The sequence below is a fragment of the Streptomyces sp. NPDC048664 genome (assembly GCF_040650555.1).
Lineage (GTDB): Bacteria > Actinomycetota > Actinomycetes > Streptomycetales > Streptomycetaceae > Streptomyces.
Map to the genome: position 1 here is coordinate 140,399 of NZ_JBEZHK010000007.1, position 13,239 is coordinate 153,637.

Genomic DNA, 13,239 nt, shown 5'->3' on the forward strand with positions numbered 1-13,239 from the left:
AAGGCCCGTCCCGCCCGCCCCGCCCGTCCGGTCGGGGCGGGTGAGCCGAGCTCAGGAGATCCCCGCATGCCTCATGTGGCCAAGCTGACCTGTTTCCCCGTCAAAGGGGCGGCCGGTACGCACCTCGACGAAGCCGTGCTGACCCCGGCCGGGCTCGCCCATGACCGCAGCTTCATGGTGACCGGCGCGGACGGCGTCTTCCGCACGCAGCGCCGCGACCCTCGCCTGGCCCTCGTGCACCCCGCGGTGAGCCCCGGCGGCGAACTCCTCACCCTGAGGGCCGACGGCCTGCCGCCACTCGACGTACCCGTCGACACCCGGGGCCCCCGCGTCCCGGTGGACCTCTTCGGGCAGCCCTTCCACGGCATCGACCAGGGCGAGGAAGCCGCCCGGTGGCTCTCCGGGATCCTGCGCGCGCCGAGCCGCCTGGTCCGGGTGCCACCGGAACACGACCGGATCACCGACGGCCGCACACCCGGCACCTCCGGCTACGCCGACAGCTGCGCGCTGCACGTCCTGTCCCGCGCGACTCTCGACCTGCTGGACGAGAAGCTGGCCGAGAACGGCGCCCCCGCCGTGCCGGCGGACCGCTTCCGGGCGAACGTGGTCATCGACGGCTGGGACGAGCCCCACACGGAGGACCGCGCGCACCGCCTCACCGTCGCCGGCACCGACCTCGGCTACGCCAAGCCCGCGATCCGCTGCGCCGTCGTCATGGTCGACCAGCGCAGGGGCCGCCGGGACGGCCCGGAACCACTGCGCACCCTGGCCGGCTACCGGCGCGCGGCGGGGGGAGGGGTGGCGCTCGGAGTGAAGTACGCGGTGCTGCGCCCCGGCCGGATCCGCGTCGGCGACGAGGTGACGGTCACGGCCTGGGGCGAGAGCGAGGTCTGACCCGGCTCCGAGCCCTCCACAGAGCGTTTGCGTCAGCAACTGGATGTGATGTCGGGTCGCTGGTGTTGTGAGGGCGGGCACAGGGCGTGGGTCACGTACGAGGCTGTATAGGAGGGGGTGGGGGGGTTCCTGAGCAGGCGATTGATGCGGTTTGTCCTGTTTGGCGGGGTTTGGTGTGGGGGTGTGGGGTAGTACGTCACACCTTTGCCAGGTGGTTTCGCGGTCGCTAAGAATCGTTCTCGTCGCTCGGCGTCGTGGTCCTCGGACCGCGGCGCTCATCGCTGGGAAAGGCCGGCGAGGTGAGGAGACGGGCGGCGTCCGCGTTCTACGAAGAGGTCTCTTAGTCGATGCTGAAGAACACCGACATCCGTGCCCGTGCTCGTGCTCTGACCAAGACCCGCAAGCTCTCGGTGGCCGCCGCGGCCGCGGCCGGCTGCTGCGCGATGGTGCTCAGCGCCGCACCGAGCCAGGCGCAGACCCCCTCGCACCAGGCCCCCACGGCCCCCACGACGACCGCCACGGCCCAGCAGGCCGCGCCCAAGGCGTCCGGCAACAGCCTGGACGGCTGGATCCGCCAGTCCCTGGCCATCATGAAGCAGCACGGTATTCCGGGCTCCTACAGCGGTATCCACCGCAACGTGATGCGTGAGTCCTCCGGCAACCCGATGGCCATCAACAACTGGGACGTCAACGCCCAGAACGGCATCCCCTCCAAGGGTCTGCTCCAGGTCATCGACCCGACCTTCCGGACCTACCACGTGACCGGCACCTCGTGGAACATCTACGACCCGGTCGCCAACATCACCGCCGCCTGCAACTACGCCGCGCACCGCTACGGCTCGATGGACAACGTCAACAGCGCGTACTGAGGCACGCGGACCTCTTCACGCTCACGACCACAGGGCGGCACCCCCACGGGTGCCGCCCTTCCGCGTGGGAACGGCAGGACGGCGGGCGCCCGGACGCCCCGTCCCGCTCAGGTCATGCCCGGGGGCCGAACCATCGGGCGAGAGCGGTCTCGACCGATGCGTCGTGTGTGCTGGACCAGGCGATGTAGCCGTCGGGACGGATCAGTACGGCGTCGCCGTCCTCACTGACCTCGCCGGTCTCGGCCGTGACGTGGTCGACGCGGTCCGCCCAGCCCTCGATCGGCCTGTGCCGCCCGTCGAGGGACAGCAGCAGCCCGCGTCCGGAGTGCATCAGTTCGCTGACCCGGGTCGGGCCGTCGTGGGTGGTCAGGTCGAGGTCGGCCATGCGGGGGTCGAGCCCGGGGTACCGGATGTCGAGGCCCGACGTCATGCCCGCGATGGACCGGTTGGCGTCCGGCAGGCGGAGCAGGTCGGTGACGACGTCGCGGACCGCGGCGACCTCCTCGTCTCGTCCGGTGTTCAGCAGCACTGCCTGAGCGCGGGTGTGTCGCAGGACCCGTGCCGCGACCGGGTGCCGCTCGGAGTGGTAGCTGTCCAGCAGGCCGGGCGGTGCCCAACCGCGGACGGTGGCGGCGAGTTTCCAGCCCAGGTTGACGGCGTCCTGGATGCCGAGGTTGATGCCCTGGCCGCCGATGGGCATATGGATGTGCGCCGCGTCACCGGCGAAGAACACCCTGCCCGCGCGGTAGTGCTCGACCTGCCGGACGGCGTCGCTGAACCGCGACGCGGCACGCAGTTCGCCCAGCTCCGTCTCGCTCCCGTACACGGCCCGCAGCGCCGCGCGGATCTCGTCGGCGGCGACGGGCACCTCGCGGCTCGGGCCGTCCCCGGAGGTCTTTCCGAAGATCAGCCGGTACAGGCCGTCGCCGAGCGGGGCCAGGACGGTGAAGTAGCCGCCCGCGGCCCGGGTGTACCTGCTGACGTGCCCGGCCTCCGCCGGGACCTCGGCGGACCGGGAGGCGAGGGTGACGTCGGCGGCGACGGAGGACATCCTGGCCGCCCTGCCGGGAAACGGGACGTCCAGCAGGGCGCGGACCGTGCTGTGCGCGCCGTCGCACGCGACGAGATAACGGCCCTGGACGTCCCCGACGGTGACTCCCTCGGAGTCCTGCTCGACCGCCGTCACCTCGTACCCGCGCAGCACGGGGACGCCCCGGTCGGCAAGGCGCTGTTCGAGGAAGGCCTCCAGTCGCGCCGGCGGAAGGTCGACGGGGTGGGGGTGGCGGGTCCGCCAGGGCCGGCAGTCCAGCACTCGCTGGCCGGGGCGCTCCGGGAAGCGGGCTTCGACGCCCTCACCGCGCGCCTCACCGCCACTCAGGTGATCGCGGTGGAACGTGAACTCGCCGACATGAACCACCAGTGCCTGGTCGACGGCGAGTCCGCCGCGGACCGCTACCCGCGGGCGGTCCGGGCCGCGGAACACGCCTTCGACCTGCTGCGCGACGGCCTCGAACCCCGCTGAGTGACGAAACCCGGTCGACGGTGGTCACCGTCTTGTCCGATCATGCGCTCATGCCGCTGAAAGACACGCTTGCCCGAGTCGACGCGGACCTGGCGGCCGGCCGGGTCCCCGCCGCGCGCCAGCGCCTGCGCGGGCTGGTGTCGTCCTTCCCGAACGACCTGATGCTGCGCCGGCGCCTGGCCGAGGTGTACCGCCTCTACGGAGAGCCCGCGGAAGCGGGCCGCTGGATGTACCTCGAACAGGACCGGGACACGGCCGAGACCGCCGCCTTCGAAGCCAGACACCACACGGCTCCGCAGCGCATGCGGGCGCTCGCCTGGCAGGGGCCGGAGTCACGTGCCCGAACCGCCTTCGCCAGAGAGCGACTGGCGGCGGTACGGGCGGACTGCTCCGAGGCCATGGGGCACCCCGTCGACTGGGACGCGGTGCCCTCCGGCGAGATGCCGGCCCGCAGGTCACGCCCCTTGGCCGACTTCCTGGCCGGGGCCGGATGCCTGGTCGCGGTCCTCGCGTTCCTCGCGGTCTGGGTGAACGGACTCGTCGCCCTCTTCGACTGACCCACCGGCGAGCCGGCGTAGCCGTCGTCGCGCGCCCGCCGGGGTATTGCGGGACAGCCCTCAGCTCTCGGCGAGCAGGCGCAGGGTGAGGGCGGCGCCGAAGAGCTGTACGCCGCGCGTGGTGTGCGGGTCCAGGCCGGTCAACTGGGCAGCCCGGGCAAGGCGGTTGCCGACGGTGTTGGGGTGCACCCTGAGTGCTTCGGCCGTGCGGCGCCGGTCGAGGTCGTGGTCGAGGAACGCGGCGACGGTCTCGGGCAGCCCGACGTGGCCGTCCAAGGGGGCCAGCAGCGCGACCAGTTCGGCGGCGCTGTCCCCGGAACCGGCCAGATGGTAGTCGAGCAGCACGTCATGGAGCCGGTGCACGCCCGGGGCGCGGGCGACGGCGGCGATCCGGGCCGCCTGCTCGGCCGCCGCGGGAACGTCCCCCGGGCCGGCCGCGAGCGCGGCCCCCGCGATCAGGGGGAGGGGCTGACCGGTGGACAACTGCCGGACGAGGTCGGAGTGGGATATGCCGAGGGGGAGCAGGACGAGGCCGCCCTGCTCGTTCGGCAGACTGAGCGCCCGGCCGTCCGCGCAGGGCGCGAGTCGGCCCAGGACCTGGTGAAGCAGTCGTCGCGCGGCCACCGGTTCCCGGGGCTCCGGGGCACGGACACTGAGCACGAGGTAGCCGGGTTCGAGCGGGAGCCCGCACCGGGCGGCCACCTCCTGCGGCGCGTCACCGCGCAGCAGCGCCGAGGCCAACTCCCGCCCTGCCGCCTGCTGGTCCGCCATGCCCAGGAGGTACGCCTCGGTGGCATGTTCGACCAGGGCGTTGACCGTCGTGAACAGCCGGCGGGTGAGCCACACCAGGGCGGCCTCCTCCCCGGGGCGGGCGGCGGCGCACAGCGCGTCCGTCAGCACCTCGACGCCGACGTGGTACGCCCTGAGCACCCCCGTCAGATGGACACCCTCGGCGGCGCGCTGGGCGGCGCGTTCGCGGAGCACCTCGGTCTCGGTGTCCACGACGCCCCGCGCGCCGCGGAGGAAGCCGCGGATCGTGTGCCGAGCGGCCGAGGCGATCTCCAGGTCCTGCATGTCGCCGGGGAGCCGGTCGAATCCGGGGACCTCGGCCCGCTGGCGTTCCACGATCAGCCTGGCCAGTTGGTTGATCCGGGGTTCGAGACGGGCGGCGATGCGGAGCGTCTGCTCGCGGATCCCGTCCGCGGGTTCCAGGGCCTCGAACGGCGACGCGCTTGGTTGTGACACATCACAACGATAGGGCGTCCGGGGTGTCCTGCGAGCCGATTGTCCCGACCCGGAGGTGGGACGACAGTGATGTCATGACGATCGGATCTTCGTGCTGCACGGTGACGGCCGCCCGGTCCACCCGCACCACCCCCGTCCGGCCGTCGCCCCCGACCGCAGCCCTGTGAGGAACAAACGTCCATGAACCCAACGCGTCGACCCCGCCGCTGGGGTACCGCCGTCAGCGCGGGGGTGGCCGCGCTCGCGCTGTCCGCCGCATCCTTGACAACCGCTCAGGCGAGCACGGCGCACACCCCGTCCGAGCCCTCCGCCGCGACCGCCGCCGACGCGGTCAAGGCGTACGTCTACGGCTACCCGCTGGTCCTGGCACGGGCCACCGAGCAGTTGTCCACCAACGTGGCCGAGCCCGACCCGGGCCGCCTGCGGGCGCCGGTGAACCAGTTCGCCAAGGCGGACACCACTCCCGACCCGCGGTTCCACACCGTGGTCGCCCCCAACGTCGACACCCTGTACACCTCGGCGTGGCTGGACCTGAAAAACGGTCCCCTCCTGCTTCACGTGCCGGACACCAAGGGCCGGTACTTCATGATGCCCATGCTCAGCGGCTGGACCGACGTCTTCGCCTCCCCGGGAACCCGCACCACCGGCAGCTCGGCCGGCGACTTCGCCATCACCGGACCCGGCTGGCACGGACGGCTGCCGGCCGGAGTCAAGCGCATCAAGGCGCCCACCGAGACGGCGTGGATCCTCGGCCGAACCCAGTTCGACGGCCCCTCCGACCTGCCTGCCGTCAAGGCCCTCGCGCGCCACTACACACTCGAACCGCTCCGCGACCACGGCCACCACCGCCCCCCGCCCGCGGGCCACGTCGACCCGACCGTGCCCGACACACCGCCGGCCGCCCGCGTCGCCGCCATGGACGCGCAGACCTTCTTCTCCCAGCTGGCCTCGGCCATGGCCACCGACGCTCCCGCGAAGAAGGACGCACCCATGGTGGCCGCTCTGGCCCGCCTGGGTGTCACCCCCGGCCGGCCGTTCGACATCGACGCCAAGGGACCCGCCACGGCACAGGCCCTGCGCCAGGCCGTCCCCGCGGCCCAGAAGCGGATCAAGTCCGCACTCGCCACCACCGGCACCGACGTGAACGGCTGGCGCGAGTCCCTCGAGCTGGGCCACTACGGAACCGACTACCTGCTGCGCGCGACCACCGCCTGGCAGGGACTCGGCGCCAACCTCCCCCAGGACGCCGTCTACCCGATCGCCCGCACCGACAGCCGGGGCAGGGCCCTGACCGGAGCCCACCGGTACGTGCTCCACTTCGCTCCGGGCCACACCCCACCGGTGAGCGCCTTCTGGTCCCTCACGATGTACGACCCGTCCGGCTTCCTGGTCCCCAACCCGATCAAGCGCTACGAGATCGGGCACGACGTCACCCCGAAGCCCAACCGCGACGGTTCCATGGACATCTACCTCCAGCACGACGCCCCGGCGGGCAAGCGGAGCAACTGGCTGCCCGCACCGTCCGGCCGGTTCTCCGTGATCCTGCGTATGTACCGGCCCAAGCCCGCCGCCCTCGACGGCAGTTGGACCCCGCCCGGAATCACCGTGAGCAGGTGAGGCCCGCGCGGTCTGCCCGGCAGGACGGCGGCCTGGATGGCGGCGGCGGCCGGGGTGATCGTGGGGCCATGACCAGCAACGGCACACCCCGCGACCCGCACCCGTACGTCGGGATGTGGGTGAGCGCGGACGGCTTCATCCGCCAGGAACTCCTGCCCGACGGCCGCTACGACGAGGCCCGCGGCGGCCGCCGCAGCGCCTACACCGGCTGCTGCACCGTCACCGGCGACCACATCGACTACCTCGACGACACCGGCTTCACCGCCACCGGCGACGTCCGCGACGGGGTCCTCTTCCACGAGCACCTGGTGCTCCACCGGGAGGGGGAGACGACGCGCTCCGACTCCTGCCGGCCTCCCGAGGTGGAGGACGGGGCCCGGTTCTTCGGCCGACACCTGAAGTGAGCCCGGGGCGCCGTGCGCCCTTCGGTGGACGGTCAGGAAGCGGGGACGGGGCCGCCGGGCCGGAACCGCTCCACCCCGACGATGTGCCGTACCTTCACCGGGCGCACGATCACCGCGACCCGCTGCTCCCCTGGCATGGTCCACTCGAACCGCTCACTGCCCAGGTACTTCCGGGCCAGCCGGTCCATCCGTTCGTGGGCCTCCTCGCCCTCGACGAAACGGCTCACCACGCCACTGATCTGGACGCGGTTGAAGGGATCGGCGGCGTCGGCGTGGGAGAGGTAGACACGGGGGTCGCGGCGGAGGTTCTCCTCCTTCACGCGGCCCACCGACGTGTTGAACATCAGCTCCCCCTCACCCTCCAGGTCGACCCACATCGGGCTGACCTGGGGGGCTCCGTCGGCGAAGACGGCACCGACGTACCAGATGTTGGAGGCTTGCAGTCGGGCGCGGACGGCGTCGTCGAATGTCGCGGTCATCCCGGCAGGCTATCAACCATGATCATCAGGCCGGTCCGGCACCGTGACGCCCTGCACGGCGTCGGACGGCGCTACTTCGCCGACCGCTTGAGCCAAGGAGAGCTGGTGGCCCAGAAGATGCAGTCGGCCCCGAGGAACCCCTTTCCGAAGTCGGTGAACTCCTTTCGGGTGTAGGGCTTTCCCGTGTCGGGGTCGGTGTACTCGAAGTCGGGCTCCTGCACGGCCATCGCCACAAGGGGGAGCCGTCCCCGGTACCGGTGGAAGAAGGGGTAGGAGTTCTGCATCTGCGCCGGGCGGTTGGGCAGGATGTCGGGGCCACCCAGCCCGACGCCGTGCTTCTCGGCGAAGGCGAAGGCGCGCCCCATGTAGTCGTGGTCGTTGTTCCATTCGCCCGGCCAGAAGTTGACGTACTGGACGAACGGCGTCTTGGTGAAGACCCGTGCCCCATAGGCCATGTTGTCGAGTTCCGCCCGGAAGTAGGCGTCGTCGCTGTACCCGGTCCGGTCCTTGTCCACGTCGACCGCGGTCGCGGTCTCCGGGAGGTTCACCCCGGCGAGCCGGCCGTCGAATCGCTCGGCCAGTGCCTTCAGCAGATGGTGGAAGCGGTTCCTGACCGCGGGGTTCCACTGGGCCGCCACTGCACCGGGTTCGCCGGGACCGAGCCCGCTCTCGTTCGTGGTCGGCGCCGCGCCGCCGCTGTAGCGCGGGTCCTTGAGCAGGTACTCCGGGAGGCGGGCCGGCAGCGTGAAGAAGCGGTCCTGGACCTGGACGAACAGCTTCTTGCCGCGGGCCCGGGTGTACTCCAGGGCGCTGTCGATCGCGGAGAAGTCGTACTGTTCCTCCTGCCGTTCGAGGGCCTTCCACGGCACCACCAGCTGCACACCGGCGATGTCCGCGCGGTCGAGCAGGGGCTTGACGTCGCTGTCGAAGTCCCCGATCGACGCGTAGAGGAAGTTGACGGGGCCCGAGGAAGCGGGTGCCGCGGTGCCCTGAGCGGCGGTGGCCGCGCCGGCGCCGGTGACCTCGGTCAGGGTCGTGGCGAGGATCAGACCGATCACAGCCGAAGCTCGTTTGAACATCATGGGAAGTGACCTTGGCGAGCGGTCCTAAGAAGTTTCTAAGAGCTCTCCAGCGGACCTTTTGAGCCACTTGGAGGAGTTATGACGTGGTTGGTGCGTTGTGTCGTGGTTGTGTAACGGTGCGGGGCGCAGGGGGACGCGTGGGGTGGCCGTCTCGTCTGACCGGACAGCCGGGTGCATCGGGCACCTGCGTGGAGCGGATCCGCCGCCCGGGGGATCCGCGGGAGGGGAGTCGACGAGCATGAGGAAGTCGGGAGTGAGGATGAGGGGCGGTCGTGCGGTCGTGGTCGGCGCGCTGGGGCTGGCCTCGGTCGCTCTGGCGGCCGGTCCGGTGTTCGCCAAGGGCGCCGTGGACGTCACGGCGCCGCGCACGGCGCATGTCGGCGAGTCCATCGCGGTGGCGGCGCAGGGTGGCGACGACAGCGCCGGATACCTGCACCAGCTGTGTCTGGAGGAGAACGGCTTCGGTGAGGGGTGGCACCAGGAGAAGTGCAGTGCCGTGGTCGACGGCGATGCGCGGGTCACCGCGCACGGTACGTCCGCGCGTCGCGGCGATCTGAAGTTCCGCGCGGTGCTGTACGGCCTCACGAGCCGGCACGACCGCAGCCCCGTGCGTCTGCACGCGTCCGACGTGGTGACGGTGCACGTCCGCTGAGCCGACGACGCGGCCGTGGACGGCCGCCACCGTCCACGGCCGTGTGCCGGCTCCGCGAGGACGCTCGCGAAGGATCTTCGACCCCACCTGTGTGGCCGGATGGGTGCGGTCGGGTCGAGGGTGACAGGATGATCCCCATGAGCAACGTCTACTTCGACATCAATATCAATGGCGCCCCGGCCGGCCGTATCGTCTTCAACCTCTTCGACGAGGTGGTTCCGAAGACCGCGCGCAACTTCCGTGAGCTGGCGACCGGGCAGAACGGCTACGGCTACGCGGGGTCGGGCTTCCACCGGGTCATCCCCCAGTTCATGCTGCAGGGCGGTGACTTCACCCGGCACGACGGCACGGGCGGCAAGAGCATCTACGGTGAGAAGTTCGCCGATGAGAACTTCGACCTGAAGCACGACCGCAAGTACCTGCTGTCGATGGCGAACGCCGGCCGCAACACCAACGGCTCGCAGTTCTTCATCACCACCGTCGTCACCCCCTGGCTCGACGGCAAGCACGTCGTCTTCGGCGAGGTCGTCGAGGGCCAGGAGCTGGTCGACCAGATCGAGGGCCTGGGCTCGCAGTCCGGCGCCCCCAAGGCCAAGGTCGAGATCGCGGCCAGCGGCGTCGTCGACGGCGGCTGACCCGGATCCGCCGCCCTGTCCCGGTGCACCGAGCGCACGTGCGTGAAGCGTGTGCGCGGCACCGGTGACGGGCCGTGAGGGCTGAGGCGCGAAGCCGCCGCTCGGTGTGCGAGCGGCGGCTTCGCGCCTCGTCGCGCCCGCGGATGATCGGCCGTACCGTACGGCTCCCCGATCCGGTGACATCTCGGCGATCCGGCTGCGCTCCTCCCCCCGCTCGGTTCAGGGTGGTGTGGGCGCTTTGCGCCACCAACGAGAAGCGAGAAGAGGGAGACCCCCGTCATGCCGCGTATCCAGTCACTCGCCGTCGCAGCAGCAACCTTCGCCGCCGTCCTCGGTGCCGTACCCGCCGCGTCCGCGGCCCCCGCGACCCCCACGAACGCCGCGGCCTACTCCTGCAGCCCCGGACATTTCTGCCTCTACAGTGGCTGGAACGGCGGGGGGACCCGCTGCCAGTGGCTCCAGTCACACCTGGCGAACACCGCCGACAACTGCTCCTTCATCCAGCGGGGGCAGAACGTCCGCTCGGTCTGGAACGGGACCGGACATCGCGTTCAGTACTACACGCAGACCAACTACCACGCGCGCGTCGGGTCCACTCCCGCGGGCGCGGGCGGGAACCTGCAGGGCACCTACCAGATCCGCTCCTTCAAGCCGCAGTGAGGGCCGCGACCCGCGCCGTGGGGTGCGACGGTCAGGGCACACGCGGCAGGCGGGCGAGTGCGGTGATCAGCCGGACGGGCATATAGGCGGGCCAGTGGCGCCGCCCCACCAGGTAGGTCACGTACCCGAGGGCGCGTCCGGCCCGTATCTCGTCGTCGGTCTCCGCCTGGTACACGACCCGGCAGCCGCCCGCGGCGTCCTTGGCCCGCTGCCACAGCACGGGCGCGGGCTTGCGTTCCGCCTCCGTGCGCGGGGTGAAGATCCGGTCGCCGAAGTCCGCCCAGTCGAAGGGGCGCGTGTCCTTCCAGTCCTTGTCGACCACCCGCTTCAGCTCCGCGGCCCGTTCCGCGTCGGTCGCGCCCCAGGAGGACGGCACGTTGGTGATCAGGCCGACGGGTATGTGGCGGGCGCGGAGCGCACGCAGATGCGCGGCCGCTCCCGGCATGTATCCGATGCTCTTGTCCTCGGCGGTGTGGATCAGTGTCTCGCCGAGGTCGAAGTAGACGACCACGCACCGGCCGTCACGACCGGCGCCGAAGCCGGGGCCGGTGTGCGTGTCGGCGACCGTGCGGGGGAGTCGCTCGGCGGCGCCCGCGGCGGTGCCCGACAGGACCGTCGCCGCCACGCAGCCGAGCGTCAGCAGCACGCGGCCGGTGACCCTCCGAGTGGAGTTCTTCCTCATGGACTGCCCTTCCGTGGGGTTCCCGTGCACATGTAGTCATGTCCATGCCGCAACTGTTCACACGGAATTCCCCTGCTGTGACCCGCGGGGTCCGTCGCGAGAGCGGTCGATTCGGCCGCGTTCAGGGCGCGTCCTGACCCCGCTGCCGCTCCTGGCGCAGCAACGCGTCGAGGTCGGCCAGGCGGTCCAGGCCCCGGACCGCCTGCGTCATCCGATGGTTGCCCTCGAAGCGGGTGCGGTGGCGGTCCAGGAAGGCCCAGTACCCGGCGGTGTACGGACAGGCCCGCGCGCCCACGCGCTCCGTCGGCGCGTAGACGCACCCGCCGCACAGGTCACTCATGCGGTGCACGTAGGCGCCGCCGGAGGTGTACGGCTTGGTGGTCATCCGCCCGCCGTCGGCGTACTGCGACATCCCGATGACATTGGGCAGCATCACCCAGTCGTAGCCGTCGACGAAGCAGCGGTGGAACCAGTCCGTCACCGCCCGCGGATCCCAGCCGTGCTGGAGGGCGTAGCCGCCGAGGACCATCAGCCTGGGGATGTGGTGGGTCCAGCCGCTGTCGCGCACCTGCGCCAGCGTGGTGGCCAGACACCGCGCGGTCACGGCGTCCGCGTCGAGGTCGAGGAACCAGTCCGGCAGCGGTGTGCGGTGCCGCAGCGCGTTGCTGGACCGGTACTCCTCGCCGAAGTACCAGTAGAGCTGCCACACGTACTCGCGCCAGCCGGCGATCTGCCGGACGAAGCCCTCCACGCTGTTGACGGGCGCCTGCCCGGTTCTCCAGGCGTCCTCGGCGCGTTCCACGCACTCGGCGGGATGCAGCAGCCCCAGGTTGAGCGAGGACGACAGAAGACTGTGGCTCATCACGGGATCGGCGGCCAGCATGGCGTCCTCGTGCGGGCCGAAGCCGGCGAGCCGGTGCTCGACGAACCTGCGGAGCGCGGCCAGCGCCTCGCGCCGGGAGGCGGGGAACCGGCGCGGGCCGTCCCGTCCGACGAACTCCACCAGTCCGTCCCGTTCCCAGCGGTCCAGGTCGTGGCGCACCTCGTCGTCGATGCCGTCCTCCCGCGGCCGGTAGGGTGCCGGGGCGCCCAGGGACCGCGCTCCCGCGGGGGGAGGCTCACGGTTGTCGTGGTCGTGGTTCCAGCGGCCACCCGCCGGGGAGTCCCCGTCCATCAGCAGCCCGTGGTCGCGCCGGACCCGACGGTAGAAGTCCTCCTGCCGCAGGCGCCGCCCGCCCAGGCCGTCCGCCCAGGCACGGAAGTCCGCCTGCCGCACGAGGAAGCCGCGGGCCGGGAGCACCTGGACCGCGGGCAGGGACCGGACCAGGCGCAGGGCGGCGTACGAGGTGGGGTGATGCACCGTCACCGCACCGTCGCCGACCGCCTCGCGCAGTCCCTCCCGGTAGGTGTCGCAGCGGACGTAGCGCACGCGGTCGCCCAGTTCGGCGGCCCGGTGGCGCATCGCGGACAGGACGAGATGGGCCTTGGCACGGTGGAAGCGCCGGCGGCGCAGGACGGAACGGGCCTCGATCATCACCACGGGTGCCCCGCGCTCGGGCCCGTCGTCGCCGGGAGCGAGGAAATGGGGTCCGAGCTGGTCCCCGAAGAGCCAGTGGGCAGTGACCATGTGACCGCGCCGTCTCTCCGTCCGTCCGTCGTCCTCGGCTGTCCGTCGCCCTCGTCGTCCCGGCGCAAGCCGCGAGGCGCGAGGACCGCGGTTTCCCGGCGCCCGCGCACCCCTGCCGCGTCGGGTCCCGTCCCGCTCATGATGGTCGGCCACTCGTCCTCGCAGCCGAAGGCCACGCCGGTCGCGGCGCTCACCGGATGCCATCTCCGGCATCGTGAGTCATTCGGGTGGCTGTGCCGGATCCTCGTGAGCCCGCCGTCGCGGAGTCGACATCCGCCTGATCTACGGTGGCCCCGCCGAACCGTCCGCCCGGC

General features: G+C 71.6%; 14 protein-coding genes. 8 read left to right on the forward strand and 6 right to left on the reverse strand.

The annotated features are described in order from the left end of the window. Positions 1-66: 66 nt before the first annotated feature. Positions 67-894: an MOSC N-terminal beta barrel domain-containing protein gene (locus AB0C59_RS10295; protein ID WP_363002648.1), complete on the forward strand. Its 828-nt coding sequence runs from the start codon at positions 67-69 to the stop codon at positions 892-894. 347 nt (positions 895-1,241) lie between these two features. Then, positions 1,242-1,763 (forward strand): transglycosylase SLT domain-containing protein, encoded by a 522-nt coding sequence (locus AB0C59_RS10300; RefSeq protein WP_363002650.1) that lies wholly within the window; start codon positions 1,242-1,244, stop codon positions 1,761-1,763. 112 nt (positions 1,764-1,875) lie between these two features. Here AB0C59_RS10300 and AB0C59_RS10305 read toward each other — a convergent pair whose 3' ends face one another. Further along, positions 1,876-3,180, reverse strand: coding sequence for an FAD-dependent monooxygenase (locus AB0C59_RS10305; RefSeq protein WP_363002652.1), 1,305 nt, complete (start codon positions 3,178-3,180; stop codon positions 1,876-1,878). A 155-nt stretch (positions 3,181-3,335) separates the two neighbouring features. Between AB0C59_RS10305 and AB0C59_RS10310 the strand changes: the two genes are divergently transcribed. Beyond that, positions 3,336-3,842 carry a DUF6584 family protein gene (locus AB0C59_RS10310; RefSeq protein ID WP_363002654.1) on the forward strand — a complete coding sequence of 169 codons (507 nt, stop codon included), beginning with the start codon at positions 3,336-3,338 and terminating at the stop codon, positions 3,840-3,842. Positions 3,843-3,902: 60 nt separating this feature from the next. Here AB0C59_RS10310 and AB0C59_RS10315 read toward each other — a convergent pair whose 3' ends face one another. After that, positions 3,903-5,087, reverse strand: coding sequence for a helix-turn-helix domain-containing protein (locus AB0C59_RS10315; protein WP_363002656.1), 1,185 nt, complete (start codon positions 5,085-5,087; stop codon positions 3,903-3,905). 180 nt (positions 5,088-5,267) lie between these two features. Between AB0C59_RS10315 and AB0C59_RS10320 the strand changes: the two genes are divergently transcribed. Both AB0C59_RS10320 and AB0C59_RS10325 read left to right on the forward strand, forming a co-directional pair. Then, entirely contained in the window at positions 5,268-6,704 is a 1,437-nt protein-coding gene (locus tag AB0C59_RS10320) for a DUF1254 domain-containing protein (RefSeq protein WP_363002658.1), read from the forward strand. 68 nt (positions 6,705-6,772) lie between these two features. Further along, a complete protein-coding gene (locus tag AB0C59_RS10325) occupies positions 6,773-7,108 on the forward strand; it encodes an Atu4866 domain-containing protein (protein ID WP_363002660.1) in 336 nt (111 codons plus the stop codon). Positions 7,109-7,140: 32 nt separating this feature from the next. On the opposite strand, the gene AB0C59_RS10330 is transcribed toward AB0C59_RS10325, so the two are convergent. Both AB0C59_RS10330 and AB0C59_RS10335 read right to left on the reverse strand, forming a co-directional pair. Continuing rightward, positions 7,141-7,587 (reverse strand): TIGR03618 family F420-dependent PPOX class oxidoreductase, encoded by a 447-nt coding sequence (locus AB0C59_RS10330; protein ID WP_363002662.1) that lies wholly within the window; start codon positions 7,585-7,587, stop codon positions 7,141-7,143. Between the two features lie 71 nt (positions 7,588-7,658). Further along, positions 7,659-8,669: a hypothetical protein gene (locus AB0C59_RS10335; RefSeq protein WP_363002664.1), complete on the reverse strand. Its 1,011-nt coding sequence runs from the start codon at positions 8,667-8,669 to the stop codon at positions 7,659-7,661. A gap of 259 nt (positions 8,670-8,928) precedes the next feature. On the opposite strand from AB0C59_RS10335, the gene AB0C59_RS10340 reads away from it, so the two are divergent. The 3 genes from AB0C59_RS10340 to AB0C59_RS10350 all read left to right on the forward strand — a co-directional run bounded on the left by AB0C59_RS10340 (position 8,929) and on the right by AB0C59_RS10350 (position 10,616). Then, entirely contained in the window at positions 8,929-9,321 is a 393-nt protein-coding gene (locus tag AB0C59_RS10340; RefSeq protein ID WP_363002666.1) for a hypothetical protein, read from the forward strand. A gap of 137 nt (positions 9,322-9,458) precedes the next feature. Then, positions 9,459-9,956 carry a peptidylprolyl isomerase gene (locus AB0C59_RS10345; protein ID WP_363002668.1) on the forward strand — a complete coding sequence of 166 codons (498 nt, stop codon included), beginning with the start codon at positions 9,459-9,461 and terminating at the stop codon, positions 9,954-9,956. A 279-nt stretch (positions 9,957-10,235) separates the two neighbouring features. Then, a complete protein-coding gene (locus AB0C59_RS10350) occupies positions 10,236-10,616 on the forward strand; it encodes a peptidase inhibitor family I36 protein (protein ID WP_363002670.1) in 381 nt (126 codons plus the stop codon). Between the two features lie 31 nt (positions 10,617-10,647). Here the strand turns inward: AB0C59_RS10350 and AB0C59_RS10355 are convergent, their stop codons facing one another. Both AB0C59_RS10355 and AB0C59_RS10360 read right to left on the reverse strand, forming a co-directional pair. Beyond that, positions 10,648-11,298, reverse strand: a complete 651-nt coding sequence (locus tag AB0C59_RS10355; RefSeq protein WP_363002672.1) for a hypothetical protein — start codon at positions 11,296-11,298, stop codon at positions 10,648-10,650. Positions 11,299-11,419: 121 nt separating this feature from the next. Further along, complete coding sequence (locus tag AB0C59_RS10360) at positions 11,420-12,925, reverse strand: cryptochrome/photolyase family protein (RefSeq protein WP_363002674.1); 1,506 nt, start codon at positions 12,923-12,925, stop codon at positions 11,420-11,422. Between the last annotated feature and the right edge of the window lie 314 nt (positions 12,926-13,239).